The sequence below is a fragment of the Aeromonas sp. s4 genome (assembly GCF_040907855.1).
GTDB lineage: Bacteria > Pseudomonadota > Gammaproteobacteria > Enterobacterales > Aeromonadaceae > Aeromonas > Aeromonas caviae.
In genome coordinates this window covers 1-16,750 of the sequence record NZ_JBFOCP010000046.1, presented here as the reverse complement: position 1 = coordinate 16,750, position 16,750 = coordinate 1, and the positions used below count along the sequence as shown (strand labels likewise).

General features: G+C 58.2%; 11 protein-coding genes and 1 tRNA gene. 8 read left to right on the top strand and 4 right to left on the bottom strand.

What is annotated here, in order from left to right:
• Positions 1–171 precede the first annotated feature (171 nt).
• The 4 genes from AB5Y89_RS15305 to AB5Y89_RS15290 all read left to right on the top strand — a co-directional run bounded on the left by AB5Y89_RS15305 (position 172) and on the right by AB5Y89_RS15290 (position 7,417).
• Positions 172–2,094: a RecQ family ATP-dependent DNA helicase gene (locus AB5Y89_RS15305; RefSeq protein WP_336583056.1), complete on the top strand. Its 1,923-nt coding sequence runs from the start codon at positions 172–174 to the stop codon at positions 2,092–2,094.
• Between the two features lie 573 nt (positions 2,095–2,667).
• Complete coding sequence (locus AB5Y89_RS15300; RefSeq protein ID WP_010674903.1) at positions 2,668–4,590, top strand: PrkA family serine protein kinase; 1,923 nt, start codon at positions 2,668–2,670, stop codon at positions 4,588–4,590.
• Between the two features lie 24 nt (positions 4,591–4,614).
• A complete protein-coding gene (locus AB5Y89_RS15295; RefSeq protein ID WP_010674904.1) occupies positions 4,615–5,886 on the top strand; it encodes a YeaH/YhbH family protein in 1,272 nt (423 codons plus the stop codon).
• Positions 5,887–5,896: 10 nt separating this feature from the next.
• Positions 5,897–7,417 carry a SpoVR family protein gene (locus AB5Y89_RS15290; protein ID WP_039040868.1) on the top strand — a complete coding sequence of 507 codons (1,521 nt, stop codon included), beginning with the start codon at positions 5,897–5,899 and terminating at the stop codon, positions 7,415–7,417.
• A 59-nt stretch (positions 7,418–7,476) separates the two neighbouring features.
• On the opposite strand, the gene fadR is transcribed toward AB5Y89_RS15290, so the two are convergent.
• Positions 7,477–8,190, bottom strand: a complete 714-nt coding sequence (fadR, locus tag AB5Y89_RS15285) for a fatty acid metabolism transcriptional regulator FadR (protein WP_010674906.1) — start codon at positions 8,188–8,190, stop codon at positions 7,477–7,479.
• Positions 8,191–8,523: 333 nt separating this feature from the next.
• Here fadR and nhaB point away from each other — a divergent pair, with 333 nt between their 5' ends.
• Together nhaB and dsbB are read left to right on the top strand one after the other, a co-directional pair.
• Positions 8,524–10,098, top strand: a complete 1,575-nt coding sequence (gene nhaB, locus AB5Y89_RS15280) for a Na(+)/H(+) antiporter NhaB (RefSeq protein ID WP_045524552.1) — start codon at positions 8,524–8,526, stop codon at positions 10,096–10,098.
• An 86-nt stretch (positions 10,099–10,184) separates the two neighbouring features.
• On the top strand, positions 10,185–10,706 hold the full coding sequence (gene dsbB / locus AB5Y89_RS15275; RefSeq protein ID WP_010674908.1) for a disulfide bond formation protein DsbB: 522 nt from the start codon (positions 10,185–10,187) through the stop codon (positions 10,704–10,706).
• Between the two features lie 245 nt (positions 10,707–10,951).
• On the opposite strand, the gene AB5Y89_RS15270 is transcribed toward dsbB, so the two are convergent.
• From AB5Y89_RS15270 to uvrB, 3 genes are all read right to left on the bottom strand, one after another.
• A complete protein-coding gene (locus AB5Y89_RS15270; RefSeq protein WP_010674909.1) occupies positions 10,952–11,614 on the bottom strand; it encodes a DedA family protein in 663 nt (220 codons plus the stop codon).
• A 147-nt stretch (positions 11,615–11,761) separates the two neighbouring features.
• Complete coding sequence (locus AB5Y89_RS15265) at positions 11,762–12,019, bottom strand: DUF1232 domain-containing protein (protein ID WP_010674910.1); 258 nt, start codon at positions 12,017–12,019, stop codon at positions 11,762–11,764.
• Positions 12,016–14,028, bottom strand: a complete 2,013-nt coding sequence (uvrB, locus tag AB5Y89_RS15260) for an excinuclease ABC subunit UvrB (protein WP_010674911.1) — start codon at positions 14,026–14,028, stop codon at positions 12,016–12,018. The genes AB5Y89_RS15265 and uvrB overlap by 4 nt, the downstream gene beginning before the upstream one ends.
• A gap of 132 nt (positions 14,029–14,160) precedes the next feature.
• Here uvrB and AB5Y89_RS15255 point away from each other — a divergent pair.
• Together AB5Y89_RS15255 and AB5Y89_RS15250 are read left to right on the top strand one after the other, a co-directional pair.
• Positions 14,161–14,236 (top strand) — tRNA-Asn (locus AB5Y89_RS15255).
• A gap of 771 nt (positions 14,237–15,007) precedes the next feature.
• Positions 15,008–16,693, top strand: a complete 1,686-nt coding sequence (locus AB5Y89_RS15250) for an aspartate:alanine antiporter (protein WP_368224091.1) — start codon at positions 15,008–15,010, stop codon at positions 16,691–16,693.
• Positions 16,694–16,750: the final 57 nt, after the last annotated feature.

Sequence of the window (16,750 nt, the reverse complement as noted above, 5' to 3'; positions counted from 1 at the left end):
GGTTTTTTTCCACATAATCACTGAAAAATATCAGGGTTACCTCACAAAAAATCTACAACAATGTGATAACACAATATCAACCACGGTCAAAATGTCACCAAACCAGTCCGATCATCGGCCACCACTGGGCCAGAAGTGATATGATGACGCCCTTTTTCAGGGAGCTTTGCCATGATCACCTCTTTATTGACCCGACACTTCGGCTTTGATCGCTTGCGGCCCGGGCAGGAAGCGGTGATCAGTCGTCTGCTGGCTGGCAAGAGCGCCGCAGCCATCTTCCCGACTGGCGCGGGGAAATCCCTCTGTTATCAATTGCCCGCCCTCGCACTGCCCCACCTGACCCTGGTCATCTCTCCCCTGCTGGCCCTGATGCACGATCAGCTCGCCTTTTTGCGCAGCAAGGGGATCGCCGCCGCCACTCTGGACTCCAGCCAGACAGCGGAAGAGAGCCGGCGCGTGATGCAGCAGGCCAGCGATGGCCAGCTCAAGATCCTGATGATTTCGGTGGAGCGCCTCAAAAATGAGCGCTTTCGCCGCTTCATCGCCCACATCCCCCTGTCACTGCTGGTGGTGGACGAGGCCCACTGCATCTCGGAGTGGGGCCACAACTTTCGCCCCGACTACCTCAAGCTGCCGGATCATCGCCGTGAACTGGCCATTCCCCAGGTGCTGTTGCTGACCGCCACCGCCACCCCGGCCGTCATGGCGGACATGCAGGCAAAATTTGCCATCGACCGGGACGATCTGGTGGTCACCGGTTTCTACAGACCCAATCTGGATCTGGCCGTCCTCCCGCTGGCCGGCACTGCCCGCGATACCTGGCTGCGCGAGGAGCTGCACCGGGATCCGTCCGCCCCCACCATCGTCTACGTGACTCTGCAACACAGCGCAGAGCAGTGCGCCGCGCAGCTACAGGCCAGCGGCATCCGGGCATGCGCCTACCATGCGGGGCTCGATCCCGCCCTGCGCAGCCAGATCCAGCACGACTTCATGGCTGGCAGACTCGACTGCATCGTGGCCACCATCGCCTTTGGCATGGGCATCGACAAGGCCGACATTCGCCGGGTCATTCACTACGACCTGCCCAAGTCCATCGAGAACTACAGCCAGGAGATAGGCCGCGCCGGACGTGACGGGCTTCCCTCCCGCTGCACCGTGCTGGCGAGCCGCGCCCAGTTGCCGGTACTGGAAAACTTCGTCTATGGGGATACGCCGGACAGGGACGCCATCGCGCACTTGCTCGATATCGTGCGCCAGAGCGGCGCCGAGTGGGAATTCAGCCTGCTGCGCCTCTCCAACGAGACCAACATTCGCCAACTGCCCCTCAAGACCCTGCTGGTCTATCTGGAGATGGCAGGGGTCATTGCACCGGCCTACAGCTACTTTGCCGAGTACCGCTTCAGGTTCGTGCTGGAAAAACAGGCGATCCTCGCTCGTTTCAATTCCGAACGCCGCCTGTTCCTGGATCAGGTCTTTGCCTGCGCCCCCCAGGCGCGCACCTGGTGCACCATGGACTTCGAAGCGCTGTGGCAGGGATATCAGGGGGAACGCCAGCGCGCCGCGGCGGCGCTGGACTACCTGCAGCAGCAGGGTTGGATCGAGCTTGAAAGCAAGCAGATGACCGAAGTTTATCGGGTGCTGAGCCAGCAAATCGATACCGCGACCCTGGCCGAAGAGCTGCATGGATTGTTTGAAAAGAAAGAGCAGAGCGAGCTGGCCCGCCTTCAGGCGCTGCTGGCCTTTTTCACCTCGACCACCTGCCTCAGCCATGAGCTTGCCCGCTATTTTGCCGACGACGCGGCCCCCGAGCGGTGCGGGCACTGTTCCGTCTGCCGGGGAGAGATCGCCGTGTTGCCGCCGTTGCCATCACCGGGCTTGCCCAACGAGCACGGTTTGCGCGCCTGGTGCGATCCGCTGATCGCCCTCTGCCATCGGCGCCATCCCAGGATCCTGACCCGCTTCCTGTGTGGCATCGCCACCCCGCTGACGACCCGTCTCAAGGCCAGGGATCTGGCCGGTTTTGGCCAGTTGGCGGACCATCCCTTCGCCGAGGTGCTGGCGGTGGTGTCAGCCCTCTATCCCGCCGAATCCTGAGCTTGCAGGTTTGGCGCCGTTCAGGCGCTGAAAAAATAAGACCCTCGCGGATGCGAGGGTCAAGCCAACGGAAACGTGCTTAAACAGAGCTTAGTATCTGCACAATCACCCACTCTCTTGCTAAAGCGATGACTGCTCGACACAGGGCTCAATCTAGAGCAGCCAGAATGTAGCGTCAATGTAAAAATTAGAGCAAAAACACCAAACAAATAGCATTACGTTGACGTAAGCGACATGTCTTTTCACCCTCTATTCCCTACCGCCCTTGCCCTTGCTGGCACCGCCCCCTGACAAAACAGAGCGTCACCATTTTCTCCCTCTGGCACACAAAGATTTATTTTTTATGTCTTTGACATTTGCATCACTGTCGTGGCAAAAATAATTTAACAGTCAGTAACATAGGTATGTCACTTACTGCTTCTTCCCGCACGAGGATCGGGAAGCTCCCGCACAAACTTAAACCAATGATGGCGATGGATTACTGGGGGCTGTTGACTAGGCTTAAGAGGTAAACAGAACAAAAGTAGTGATCCACTCTTTTTCAGGGCAAGCGACTATAACGAGGGCTAAGTTATGGGCATCTTCGAGCACTATCAACAGCGGTATGAGAAGGCCAGAGAGGAGGAGTACAGCATCCAGGAGTTTCTGGATATGTGCAAACAGGACAAATCCTGCTACGCCTCTGCCGCCGAACGTCTGCTGACCGCCATCGGCGAGCCGGAAATGATCGACACCTCGACCAATCCACGTCTCAGCCGTCTCTTTTCCAATCGCGTCGTCGCGCGTTATCCCGCTTTCAAAGACTTCTATGGCATGGAAGAGGCCATCGAACAGATTGTCTCCTATCTCAAACATTCCGCTCAGGGCCTGGAAGAGAAGAAACAGATCCTCTATCTGCTCGGACCGGTTGGCGGCGGTAAATCCTCGCTGGCAGAGAAACTCAAATCCCTGATGCAAAAAGTGCCCATCTATCGCATCAAGGGCTCACCGGTGAACGATCACCCCTTCTGCCTGTTTGACATCGACGAAGATGGCGAAATCCTCGAGAAGGAGTACGGCATCCCTCGCCGTTATCTGCGCCCCATCATGTCTCCCTGGGTCGCCAAGCGCCTTCACGAGTTTGGTGGCGACATCACCAAATTCAAGGTGGAGAAGGTGAACCCCTCCATCCTCGATCAGATCGCCATCGCCAAAACCGAACCGGGGGATGACAACAACCAGGACATCTCCTCCCTGGTCGGCAAGGTCGATATCCGCATGCTGGAACACTTCGCCCAGGATGATGCCGATGCTTACTCCTACTCCGGTGCGCTATGCAAGGCAAACCAGGGGATGATGGAGTTCGTCGAGATGTTCAAGGCCCCCATCAAGGTGCTGCACCCGCTGCTGACGGCGACACAAGAGGGGAACTACAACGGTACCGAGGGACTCTCCGCCCTCCCCTTCGACGGCATCCTGCTGGCCCACTCCAACGAATCCGAGTGGCAGCAGTTCCGCAACAACAAGAACAACGAGGCCTTCCTCGACCGGGTTTACATCGTCAAGGTGCCCTACTGCCTGCGGGTGTCGGAAGAGGTGAAGATCTACGAAAAACTGCTGTTCAACAGCGAGCTGACCGAGGCCAAATGCGCGCCAGGTACTCTGGAGCTGCTGGGCCAGTTCTCGGTGCTGTCGCGGCTCAAGGAGCCGGAAAACTCCAGCCTCTATTCCAAGATGCGAGTCTATGACGGCGAGAGTCTCAAAGACACGGATCCCAAGGCGAAAAGCTATCAGGAGTACCGCGACTATGCGGGGGTTGACGAGGGCATGAACGGCCTTTCCACCCGTTTCGCGTTCAAGATCCTCTCCCGCGTCTTCAACTTCGACCACGCGGAAGTGGCCGCCAACCCGGTGCACCTCTTCTATGTGCTGGAGCAGCAGATAGAGCGCGAGCAGTTCCCGCAAGAGCTGCACGATCGCTATCTGGAGTTCATCAAGGGCTACCTGACTCCGCGCTACGTCGAGTTCATCGGCAAGGAGATCCAGACCGCCTACCTCGAGTCGTATTCAGAGTACGGTCAGAACATCTTCGATCGCTACGTCACCTACGCCGACTTCTGGATCCAGGATCAGGAGTATCGTGACCCAGAAACCGGCCAGCTGTTTGACAGAGCGTCTCTCAACAGCGAGCTGGAGAAAATTGAAAAACCTGCCGGGATCAGCAACCCGAAAGATTTCCGCAACGAAATCGTCAACTTCGTGCTGCGTGCCCGGGCCAACAATGCAGGCCGTAACCCCAACTGGACCAGTTACGAGAAGCTGCGCACCGTGATCGAGAAGAAGATGTTCTCCAACACGGAAGAGCTGCTGCCGGTTATCTCCTTCAACAGCAAAACCTCGGCTGAGGAGCAGAAGAAGCACGATAACTTTGTCGAACGGATGATGGAGAAAGGCTACACACGTAAACAGGTGCGGCTGCTCTCCGAGTGGTATCTCAGGGTACGCAAGTCATCCTGACCCTGCCGTGTTCAAGGGGGAGTTATGGCGCATTTTATCGACCGCAGGCTCAACGGCAAAAACAAAAGCGCTGTCAATCGGCAGCGCTTCATCCGCCGCTACAAGAAGCAGATAAAACAAGCGGTCTCGGATGCTGTCTCCAAGCGCAGCATTCAGGACGTGGACAAGGGTGAGAGCATCAGCATCCCGACCAAGGACATCGGGGAACCCCATTTTCATCAGGGTCATGGCGGCAAACGGGAGATGGTGCATCCAGGCAACGACCAGTTCGTATCTGGTGACAAGATTGACCGGCCCAAAGGGGGTGGCGGCGGCCAAGGGAGTGGCGAGGGCCAGGCTTCGGATCAAGGAGAGGGAGTCGATGATTTCGTCTTCCAGATCTCCAAGGACGAGTACCTGGACTTGCTGTTCGAGGATCTGGAGCTGCCGCGGCTGCAAAAGACCCAGCTCAACCAGCTGATGGAGATGAAGACCTATCGGGCCGGCTACACCTCCAACGGGGTGCCTGCCAACATCAACGTGGTGCGCTCCCTGCAAAATTCGCTGGCGCGGCGCATGGCGCTGCAGGCAGGCAAGAAACGTCAGTTGCGTGAACTGGAGGAGCGCCTGGCCCAGCTGGCTTGCGAGCCCAACGACCATTTCGCCGAAATGGCGCAACTTGAAAAAGAGATCAGGGAGCTGAAACGACGGATCGATGCGGTCCCCTTTATCGACACCTTCGACCTCAAATTCAACAACTTTGTCAAACGGCCCGTCCCCTCGAGCCAGGCGGTGATGTTCTGCCTGATGGACGTCTCCGGTTCCATGGATCAGGCTACCAAGGAGATGGCCAAGCGTTTCTATATCCTGCTTTATCTATTCCTGAGCCGGACTTACAAGAATGTCGAGGTGGTCTACATCCGCCACCACACCCAGGCCAAGGAGGTGGACGAGCACGAGTTCTTCTACTCCCAGGAGACCGGCGGCACCATCGTCTCCAGTGCGCTCAAGATGATGAACGACATCATCAACGAACGTTATCCCGCCAACCAGTGGAACATCTATGCGGCGCAGGCCTCTGATGGTGACAACTGGGCCGATGACTCACCCCAGTGCAGGGAGATCCTGATGCGCGACATCATGCCGCGGGTGCGTTACTACTCCTACATCGAGATCACCACCCGTGCCCACCAGACCCTGTGGCACGAATATGAGGCGGTGGCAGAGCAATACGCCCACTTCGCCATGGAGCACATTCGCAAGGTCGAGGACATTTATCCGGTGTTCCGGGAATTGTTCAAGAAGCAAGCGGCTTGAGGGATCACATATGGTAGAAACCGCAAGAAAGATAGCGCCGCTGGACGATGGTCCTGACTGGAACTTCGATCTGCTGGAGCTTTATCACCAGGAGATAGCCCGGGTCGCCAAATTCTATCGGCTCGACACCTATCCCAACCAGATCGAGGTGATCACTGCAGAGCAGATGATGGATGCCTACTCCAGCGTGGGCATGCCCATCGGTTATCAACACTGGTCATTCGGCAAGCGCTTTATCCACACCGAACGCAACTACAAGCGCGGCCAAATGGGACTGGCCTACGAGATCGTCATCAACTCGGACCCCTGCATCGCCTATCTGATGGAAGAGAACACCATGCCGATGCAGGCGCTGGTCATGGCCCACGCCTGCTATGGTCACAACTCCTTCTTCAAGAACAACTATCTGTTCAAGGCCTGGACCGATGCCTCCTCCATCATCGACTACCTGTTGTTTGCCAAGAACTACATCACCGAGTGCGAGGAAAAACACGGCATCGATGCGGTGGAGAAACTGCTCGACTCCTGCCATGCCCTGATGAACTTCGGGGTGGATCGTTACAAGCGGCCCCAGAAGATTTCTCTGGCCGAGGAGAAGCGACGCCAGAAGGCGCGGGAAGATTATCTGCAAACCCAGGTCAATGAGCTGTGGCGTACCCTGCCCAAGCAGCACAAGATTGCCGGGGTGGAAGACAGGCGCTATCCTGCCGAGCCTCAGGAGAACATCCTCTATTTCATCGAAAAGAATGCCCCTCTGCTCGAGCCCTGGCAGCGCGAGGTGGTACGTATCGTGCGCAAGATCAGTCAGTACTTCTACCCGCAGAAGCAGACGCAGGTGATGAACGAGGGCTGGGCCACCTTCTGGCACTACACCATTCTCAACCACCTCTATGACGAGGGAAAAATCAGCGATCGCTTCATGCTGGAGGTGCTGCACAGCCACACCAACGTCGTCTATCAGCCCCCCTACAACAGCCGGTATTACTCGGGGATCAACCCCTACGCCCTTGGCTTTGCCATGTTCACCGACCTGCGTCGCATCTGCGAGCACCCGACCGAGGAGGACAGATACTGGTTCCCCGATTACGCTGGCACCAACTGGGTCGAGACATTGCATTTCGCCATGCAGAACTTCAAGGACGAAAGCTTCATCAGCCAGTTCCTCAGTCCCAAGGTGATGCGCGACATGAAGCTCTTTGCCATCGATGACGACGATTTGAAGAACTACCTCAAAGTGTCCGCCATTCACAATGAAGAGGGCTACCGGCTGGTGCGTAGCACACTGTCCGCTCAATACAATCTGAGCAACCTGGAGCCCAACATTCAGGTCTACAACGTGGCAGTGAAAGGCGATCGCTCCCTGACCCTGCGCTATGTTCCCCACAACCGCATCCCCCTTGGCGAGTCACGCCACGAGGTGCTCAAACATCTGCATCAGCTGTGGGGCTTCGATGTGGTGCTGGAGCAGGACAATGGCGAGCTATCCGCAGATATCATCGGCCGTTGTCCGGACCGCAAGAGCATGACCTGACGTCAGTGCCGGGCATAAAAAAACGCGCCATCAGGCGCGTTTTTCTTGGATCAGGGCAATCAATTGTCACACAGGTTGCTTGGCATGTCCTGACGCAGACGGGTCCAAAGCTTGCCAGACTCGATACCGTACTGGCGTACCGTCATGAACACGGCTTCGTGATCCTTGGTTTCGGCCAGCTTGCGCAGCGTCTTGTAGTAGGCATCTGCGGTTTCCCGCGCCTGCTTGTCCGAGAAGTAGTAGCGGCCAACCCGGCTGTACAAGCCCTTGAAACCGTTGAGGATCAAGGCATAGATGGGGTTGCCCGAGGCAAATGAAAGCTGGTGATGCAAACGGTAGTCAAAGTCCGCATAGGCCTCAGCCGTGTTCTCCACATCATCGGCACCCCGCAAGATCTCGGCGGCCTGTTCCGGGTTGTTGCGAATGGCGCCACGGATGAAGATTGTGCAGATATTGGTCCGGGCGGAGAGCAACTGTGCCACCAGATCCGGCACCTTGTCCTGATCGAGACGCGCCAGGGTCTCCAGAATGTTGAGACCGGAGGTTTCCCAGAAATTGTTGACCTTGGTCGGTTTGCCATGCTGGATGGTGAGCCAGCCATCACGGGCAAGGCGCTGCAACACTTCACGCAAGGTAGTGCGAGTCACGCCGATCAATTCGGACAGCTCGCGCTCCGCCGGCAGAATGGATCCAGGAGGAAAGCGATTGTTCCAGATGGACTCGATGATGTATTCCTCGGCAAACCCGGCAGGGCTTTGCGCTTTAATGACCATGTAATGACTCTGTTGTAGTGCGTAAAAAGGCCCCCGAATAATAGCAAAGCCGGTCATGCTGGCAAGCAGAAGGTCGGTCCTCTGCTCACATTACCCCGATCTTTTTGTTAAAAATATGTATGCGCCAACAAGTGGGGAGTCAACCAACACCAAATGATGGGAATATAAGCGTTTGCTCGCTGGGCAAGTTCAGCGAGCTTATTTATAGTTATCGCTCCCTTGATTAAAATCATGTGCAATCAATCTGATACAGGTGAATATCCGGATGTTCGGCTCGGGTCGGGCTCGACTGCATAGACGCAGATATCAACAACAGAACAGAGAACCATCATTATGCCAATCAGCCTAGGGCGCGCGTTTACAAAGAACTTTTTGGGCAATGCTCCGCGATGGTACAAAATTGCCATCGTTCTATTCCTGCTGATCAACCCGATCATTTTCTACGTTGATCCCTTCCTGGCCGGCTGGCTGCTGGTTGTCGAGTTTATTTTCACCCTGGCCATGGCCCTCAAGTGCTATCCGCTGCAACCGGGCGGACTCCTGGCCATCGAAGCCGTGCTCATCGGCATGACCTCCGCCAACCAGATAAAGCATGAGCTGGTGGCCAATATCGAAGTACTCCTGCTGCTGGTCTTCATGGTGGCCGGCATCTACTTCATGAAGCAGTTGCTACTGTACGTCTTTACCAAGATGCTGGTGCGCATTCACTCCAAGACGTTGCTTTCTCTCGCCTTCTGTCTGGTGTCTGCGTTCCTCTCCGCGTTCCTTGATGCCCTGACCGTGATCGCCGTGGTCATCAGCGTCGCAACCGGCTTCTACGCCATCTACCACAAGGTGGCCTCTCGGGATGAGTCCGGCAATCTGCATCATGATGACGAAGAGATTGACGAGCTCTCCCGCCAGCATCTGAACGAATTTCGTGCCTTCCTGCGCAGCCTGATGATGCACGCCGCCATCGGTACCGCCCTGGGGGGCGTCTGCACCCTGGTCGGCGAACCCCAGAACCTCATCATCGGTGAACAGGCGGGGTGGCACTTCGGTGAATTCGCCATTCGCATGGCGCCAGTCACCATCCCGGTCTTCATCTGCGGCCTGCTGACCTGCATCCTGGTCGAAAAATTCCGCTGGTTCGGTTATGGCGCCCGCTTGCCCGAGCCCGTGCGTCACATCATGGAATCCTACGAGCGCGACGAAGACGCACAACGTACCCCGCAGGACAAGGCCAAGCTGATCGTCCAGGCGCTGATTGCCACCTGGCTTATCACGGGTCTTGCCCTCCATCTGGCTGCTGTTGGGCTAATCGGCCTGACGGTCATCGTGCTCGCGACGGCGTTCACCGGCGTGACCGAAGAACACGCGCTTGGCAAGGCATTCCAGGAGGCTTTGCCGTTCACCGCCCTGCTCACCGTCTTTTTCAGCGTGGTGGCGGTCATCATCGATCAACAGCTGTTCAAGCCGGTGATCCAGTGGGTACTGGCGGCCAAGCCGGAGGATCAGCTTGCCCTCTTCTACCTGGCAAACGGTCTGCTCTCCATGGTCAGTGACAACGTCTTCGTCGGCACCGTCTACATCAACGAGGTGAAGACCGCCCTGATCAACGGCGCCATCAGCCGGGAGCATTTTGATCTGCTGGCCGTGGCCATCAATACCGGCACCAACCTGCCATCGGTCGCCACCCCCAATGGCCAGGCCGCATTCCTGTTCATGCTCACCTCGGCCCTCGCTCCCCTGCTGCGCCTCTCTTATGGCCGCATGGTCTGGATGGCGCTGCCCTATACCCTGGTGCTGGGGCTTGTCGGCTTTTTCTCCGTGGAACTGCTCCTCGGTCCTGTAACCGAATGGTTCTATCAGGCAGGGTGGTTGCTGGATCATGGGGCACTGCCACTGCCCACCCCGTCCACACACTGATCATGAAAGGGGCTGTTCGGCCCCTTTCTTTTCAGATGGGGCTCTGCTCTAATTCAGCCACTATTTTTCTCTGAGAGATCAATCAGATGATCGAGTATCTTCGCCGCATTGCCAGTCATCGCCTGGCCTGGGGATTGCTGGCAGCCTCCGCTTTCGCGCTGGAACTCTGCGCCCTCTTCTTCCAGCACGTGCTGGGTTTGCACCCTTGCGTGATGTGCATCTATGAACGTATCGCCCTCCTCGGCGTGCTCACCGCCGGGCTCCTCGGCATGGTCGCGCCAGAGCGCTGGTACCTGCGCTGGAGTGCCATGCTCCTGTGGGGTTACAGCGCCTTCTGGGGCCTGAAACTGGCGCTCAAGCACGTGGATTACCAGATGAACCCCTCCCCCTTCAACGTATGCGAAGGGTTTGTTGACTTCCCTGCCTGGGCACCACTGGATAAATGGGTTCCCTGGATGTTCTACCCGGACGGCGACTGCAGCGAGATCAGCTGGCAGTTCCTCGGTTTCTCCATGCCGCAGTGGCTCGTGGTCATCTTTGCCGCCTACCTGCTGGTGTTCGTCATCGTGGCTGCTGGCAACCTGATAAAAGGGCGCTGCTGCAACTAGTCGTTCACTCGACCCTAAGAAGGGAGCCCGTGGCTCCCTTTTTATCTCCTCTTATCGCCTCACGACCCCATGCCCAGGGGGCCGGCTCCCCTTCTCCCTGTTCTGCCAATGAAGTGGCTGCCTGCGGGTGTGCATCATCGTAACAGGCCACATGCGGGTCAAAGGGCGCAGCGGCGACCTGCCACTCAGCCAACCAACAAGAAGGGAGCCATAGGCTCCCTTCTTTCATGTCGTGCACGGCGATGTCACGCGCCTTCGGAGGTAGCCTTGCTGGCACTTCTCCTGGCCTTCACCATGCCGATCACCATGGGCAACAAGGAGACCGCGATGATGCCGAAGATGAGCAGGGTAAAGTTGTGGCGCACTACCGGCAGATTGCCAAAGAAGTGGCCGGCATAGACGAAGGAGAGCACCCACAAGAGCCCCCCCACCAGGTTGAACGCCAGGAAGCGGGGATAGGTCATGGCCCCCATGCCCGCCACGAAGGGGGCGAAGGTCCGCACTATGGGCAGGAAACGGGTGATGATGATGGTCTTGCCGCCATGCTTGGCATAAAAAGCATGGGTCTTGACCAGATAGTCCCGACGAAAGATTTTGGAATCGGGGTTGCGAAACAGCTGCTCACCGAAGAAGTGGCCTATGGTGTAGTTCACCACGTTGCCGAGCACCGCGGCGATGATCAGCACGGCGGCCAGGGTGTGCACGTCCAGCACGCTGCCCACTGTGAGGGCACCTGCAGCAAAAAGCAGGGAGTCCCCCGGCAGGAAGGGAGTCACCACCAGCCCGGTTTCACAGAAGATGATGAGAAACAGGATGGCGTATACCCAGACGCCATAATTCTCGAACAGCTCTTTCAGATGCACGTCAACGTGCAGAATAAAGTCGATGGCAAAGAGGATCAGATCCATTTTTTGGTACCCATGAAGTGAACGGCGTGGAGTCTACGCCAATGAGACCTGGCTCACAATCTCCCCATGGTCCCCTTTTTCGAACCCCATGAAGGGAGTCATTCAATCCCCCCTTCTTTTCCCCTTTCCCTGAACGTAGGCTTCTGCTCACTCGGCCTTGTCCAGAGCGGCCAGCACCTCGCCGGGCAGGCATTTCTCCCAGCCCCACAAGAGGAGCAGCAACAGGGTCGCGTCGTCGAGCCAGCCAAGGAGAGGCACCACATCGGGGACAACGTCCACCGGGCTGATGCCATAGAGCAGGATAAGGATCACCAGCCCCTTCGCCCACCAGGGTGTGCCTGGGTGGCGAAAGCCCTGATAGAGGCGGCGCAAACGCCGCCAGATGAGCCAGCGTCTGGCGCTCATGACTCGATCAGCTCGCCGCGCAGCCGCTGGATCTGATCCCGCAGCGCCGCCGCCTGTTCGAACTCCAGATCCCGCGCATGCTGGAACATCTGCTCTTCCATCCGCTTGATCTCCTTGCTGATCTCGCTGGCAGAGCGGGCATGGTACTCCCCTTGCGGTTCGGCAGCCTTGCGACTCCCCTTGCCGGCCTTGCCCGCCGTGCGGCTGCCCCCCATGTCCATCACATCGCCGATAGCCTTGTTGAGCCCCTTCGGCACGATGCCGTGTTCCAGGTTGTGGGCGTGTTGCAGGGCGCGGCGCCGCTCGGTCTCTTCAATCGCGACCTTCATGGAGTTGGTGATGGTATCGCCGTAAAGGATCACCTTGCCGTTGAGGTTACGTGCCGCCCGGCCGATGGTCTGAATGAGGGAGCGGGTGGAGCGCAGGAAGCCCTCTTTATCCGCATCCAGAATGGCCACCAGGGAGACTTCCGGCATGTCGAGGCCTTCGCGCAGCAGGTTGATGCCCACCAGGACATCGAACTTGCCAAGGCGCAGGTCGCGGATGATCTCCACCCGCTCCACGGTATCAATGTCCGAGTGCAGATAGCGCACCCGTACCTCGTGATCTGCCAGGTATTCGGTCAAGTCCTCCGCCATCCGCTTGGTCAGTGTCGTGACCAGCACCCGCTCCTCCACGGCGACCCGCTTGCGGATCTCGGAGAGCAGATCGTCCACCTGGGTGCTGACCGGCCGCACTTCCACCTCGGGATCGAGCAGGCCGGTGGGACGCACCACCTGCTGCACCACGTCACCGCCGGACTTTTCCAGCTCGTAGGGGCCCGGGGTCGCCGAGACGAACACCGTCTGGGGCATCAGCGCCTCGAACTCGTCGAACTTGAGGGGCCGGTTGTCCAGCGCCGAGGGAAGCCGGAAGCCGTACTCCACCAGGGTCTCCTTGCGGGATCTGTCCCCTTTGAACATGGCGCCGATCTGCGGCACCGTGACGTGGGATTCGTCGATGATGAGCAGGCCGTCCCCCGGCAGGTAGTCAAACAGGGTGGGCGGCGGCTCACCCGGCGCGCGACCGGAGAGGTAGCGGCTGTAGTTCTCGATACCGGAGCAGTAGCCCAGCTCCTGCATCATCTCCATGTCGAACTGGGTGCGCTGGCTGATGCGCTGCTCCTCCACCAGCTTGTTGAGGCTCATCAGCTGCTCGCGCCGCCCCTTGAGCTCCTCCTTGATGTGCTCGATAGCCCCCAGGATGGTCTCCCGCGGGGTGGCGTAGTGGGTCTTGGGGTAGATGGTGTAGCGCACCACCGTCTGCTCGATGGCACCGGTCAGGGGATCGAACAGGGAGAGGCGTTCTACCTCTTCATCAAACAGCTCCACCCGCAGGGCCAGCTTGTCAGACTCGGCGGGGTAGATGTCGATCACCTCCCCCCGCACCCGGAAGGTGCCGCGCTGGAAGGCCATGTCGTTGCGGGTGTACTGCAGTTCGGCGAGGCGGCGCAGGATATCCCGCTGATTGATCACGTCCCCCACTTTGAGGTGCAGCATCATGCTGAGGTAGGCCTGGGGATCCCCCAGACCATAGATGGCCGACACTGAGGCGACGATCACCACGTCACGCCGCTCCAGCAGCGCCTTGGTGGCTGACAGCCGCATCTGCTCGATGTGATCGTTGATGGAGGCATCCTTCTCGATGAAGGTGTCCGTGGTCGGCACATAGGCTTCGGGCTGGTAGTAGTCGTAATAAGAGACGAAATACTCCACCGCGTTGTCGGGGAAGAACTCCTTCATCTCCCCGTAAAGCTGAGCCGCCAGGGTCTTGTTGGGGGCCAGGATCATGGTGGGACGATTGAGGGTCGCGATGACGTTGGCCATGGTAAAGGTCTTGCCCGAACCGGTCACCCCGAGCAGGGTCTGATGGGCCAGTCCCGACTCGATGCCATCAAGCAGCTGGGCGATGGCCCTCGGCTGATCCCCGGCGGGTTGAAACTGGCTGGCCAACTGGAATAACTTGCTCATGACGACTCCCGGCAAAAAACGGCAAGGGAGCAGTGTACCCCGAGTTGAAGGAGCTGGGTATCCGCTCACCCTCCCTGATGGCTATTGACCCCGAAATACGACCTCTGTATGATGCACCTCCTTGCCTGATGTTCCCCCGTAGTTCAGTCGGTAGAACGGCGGACTGTTAATCCGTATGTCACTGGTTCAAGTCCAGTCGGGGGAGCCAATTCCTCACCATCTCGGTGCAAGTTATCCACTTTAGTGCTTTCCTCTTCCAATTTTAATGCACAAGCCCTTCCCTGCGGCCTGACTCCCTTTTGATCTCCCGTTACTGACCAGCAGCGTTTTGTTCTGCTGCGCATAACTATTTGATTTTTATAGAAACAATTTATTGCAGGTATTTTTTGAACAGTCCTTACAGCCCAGTATTGGCGCGGCTTTCAGCCTGATCGCCAAGTTTCATGAACAGGGTTATCCACAGTTTCTGTGGGTAACTTGACCAAAGCCACGGTTCATCTGGGCTGGCAGCCATTGTCCCCGGTTTGCGATGGCTGCCCCCGCTCTTCCCCATTTTCTGCTGTTTTTCCCTTCCCCCCTAAATGGGATGAATCGACTCGCGGTGCTGCCTGTGGGGGATTTTTTTTCGCTATGCCGCGTCCTGCGGGTCAGCCCTCGCCGGATGAGTCATAAGTCTCTTTTGTAACCCTTCAATTTCCTCAGTGGAAAATGCTGAAAAACATGCCCGTTTGCTCCCCATGCAGCAGGTAATAAATTGTCCACAGGAGCGTCATCCCCTCTCTGCTCGACAGCATATTTCACTCATTGACAGCGGGCCTTGCAGCGTAAAATAGAGGTGTTTTCCCCAGCCCTCCCTCGCATCCCTATCTTCACCGAAGAGACCAGCACTTAACTGGCTGTTAATCCGCTTTGGCGCTTCTTTCTTGATACAGGATCCGGCACAATATCGGCCCCACTTTTTTCCTCGGTTTTTCCGGGCATGACCATAGATTTCGTGACACTGCTACATCAAAGCGACTCCCTGCTGCTGTTCGTGGTACTGGCCTTCGGGCTGCTGCTGGGCAAGGTACGCATCGGCAACTTCCAGATAGGCAACACCATAGGCGTGCTCTTCACCGCCCTGCTGTTTGGCCAGATGGGATTCCAGTTTTCCACCTCCACTGAAAACGTCGGCTTCATGCTGTTCATCTTCTGCGTGGGGATTGAAGCGGGGCCGCACTTTTTCAGCGTCTTCCTTCGCGACGGCATCCACTACATCACCCTGACCCTGGTGATCCTGCTGTCGGCCCTGCTGCTGACCGTGGGGCTCGCCAAGTTCTTCAATCTGGGGCCCGGCATGGCCGCCGGCATTCTGGCAGGTTCTCTCACCTCCACGCCGGCCCTGGTGGGGGCCCAGGACGCCCTGCGAAACGGATTGCTCAACCTGCCCCACCAGACCGACATGCAGTCGGTGCTCGACAACATGGGGATAGGCTACGCCCTGACCTATCTGGTGGGCCTGGTGGGCCTGATGCTGGTGGTGCGCTACCTTCCTTCCCTGGCCAGGCTGGATCTCAACACCGAGGCCCAGAAGATCGCCCGCGAGCGGGGGCTCTCCGACAGCGAGAGCCGCAAGACCTATCTGCCCATCATCCGCGCCTATCGGGTCGGCCCGGAGCTCGCCGCCTGGATCGGCGGTCGTACCCTGCGCGAAACCGGCATTTATCCCCACACAGGCTGCTATGTGGAGCGCATTCGCCGCAACGGCATTCTGGCCAGCCCCGATGGTGACGCCGTCATTCAGGAAGGAGACGAGATCGCCCTGGTGGGCTATCCCGAGAGCCACGAGAAGCTCGACGTCAACTACCGCAACGGCAAGGAGGTGTTCGATCGCAACCTCCTTGACCTGCAGATCGTCACCGAAGAGATCGTGGTGAAAAATGATGCCGTGGTGGGTCGCCATCTGGTGGAGCTCAACCTCACCGAGAAGGGATGCTTCCTCAACCGGGTGGTGCGCTCCCAGATAGAGATGCCGTTCGATCGCAACATCATGCTGCAAAAGGGCGACGTGCTGCAGATCAGCGGCGAGAAGCAGCGGGTCAAGCTGCTGGCCAACAAGATAGGCTTCATCAGCATCCACAGCCAGACCACGGATCTGGTGGCCTTCGCCACCTTCTTCGTGCTGGGCCTGCTCATCGGCTCCGTCTCCCTGGTGTTCGGCCAGATAGAGTTCGGCCTCGGCAATGCCGTCGGCCTGCTGCTGGCGGGGATCCTGATGGGCTACCTGCGTGCCAACCACCCCACGGTGGGCTATGTGCCACCAGGCGCCCTGCGCCTTGCCAAGGATCTCGGACTCGCCGTCTTCATGGTGAGTACCGGCCTCAAGGCCGGGGGCGGCATCCTCGATCACCTGAGCGAAGTGGGGATGGTGGTACTCTTCTCCGGCATGCTGGTGACCACCTTGCCAGTGCTGGTAGGCTACCTGTTCGGTGTCTGGGTGCTGAAAATGAACCCGGCCCTGCTGCTCGGCGCCATCACCGGGGCCCGTACCTGCGCCCCGGCCATGGACGTGGTGAACGAGGCGGCCAACAGCTCCATCCCGGCGCTCGGCTACGCCGGCACCTATGCGGTGGCCAACGTCATGCTGACCCTGGCGGGCTCCTTCATCATCGGCTTCTGGTTCTAGCCGCAGAGTACCTGCCCGCCCATGAAAAAAGGGAGCCTCGAGGCTCCTTTTTTCATG

Bases quoted from the DNA above. Each gene is read 5' to 3' on its own strand.
- AB5Y89_RS15305 (WP_336583056.1), top strand. From the start codon at position 172: ATGATCACCTCTTTATTGACCCGACACTTCGGCTTTGATCGCTTGCGG.
- AB5Y89_RS15290 (WP_039040868.1), top strand. From the start codon at position 5,897: ATGGTAGAAACCGCAAGAAAGATAGCGCCGCTGGACGATGGTCCTGAC.
- dsbB (WP_010674908.1), top strand. From the start codon at position 10,185: ATGATCGAGTATCTTCGCCGCATTGCCAGTCATCGCCTGGCCTGGGGA.
- AB5Y89_RS15300 (WP_010674903.1), top strand. From the start codon at position 2,668: ATGGGCATCTTCGAGCACTATCAACAGCGGTATGAGAAGGCCAGAGAG.
- nhaB (WP_045524552.1), top strand. From the start codon at position 8,524: ATGCCAATCAGCCTAGGGCGCGCGTTTACAAAGAACTTTTTGGGCAAT.
- uvrB (WP_010674911.1), bottom strand. From the start codon at position 14,028: ATGAGCAAGTTATTCCAGTTGGCCAGCCAGTTTCAACCCGCCGGGGAT.
- AB5Y89_RS15250 (WP_368224091.1), top strand. From the start codon at position 15,008: ATGACCATAGATTTCGTGACACTGCTACATCAAAGCGACTCCCTGCTG.
- AB5Y89_RS15295 (WP_010674904.1), top strand. From the start codon at position 4,615: ATGGCGCATTTTATCGACCGCAGGCTCAACGGCAAAAACAAAAGCGCT.
- AB5Y89_RS15265 (WP_010674910.1), bottom strand. From the start codon at position 12,019: ATGAGCGCCAGACGCTGGCTCATCTGGCGGCGTTTGCGCCGCCTCTAT.
- AB5Y89_RS15270 (WP_010674909.1), bottom strand. From the start codon at position 11,614: ATGGATCTGATCCTCTTTGCCATCGACTTTATTCTGCACGTTGACGTG.
- fadR (WP_010674906.1), bottom strand. From the start codon at position 8,190: ATGGTCATTAAAGCGCAAAGCCCTGCCGGGTTTGCCGAGGAATACATC.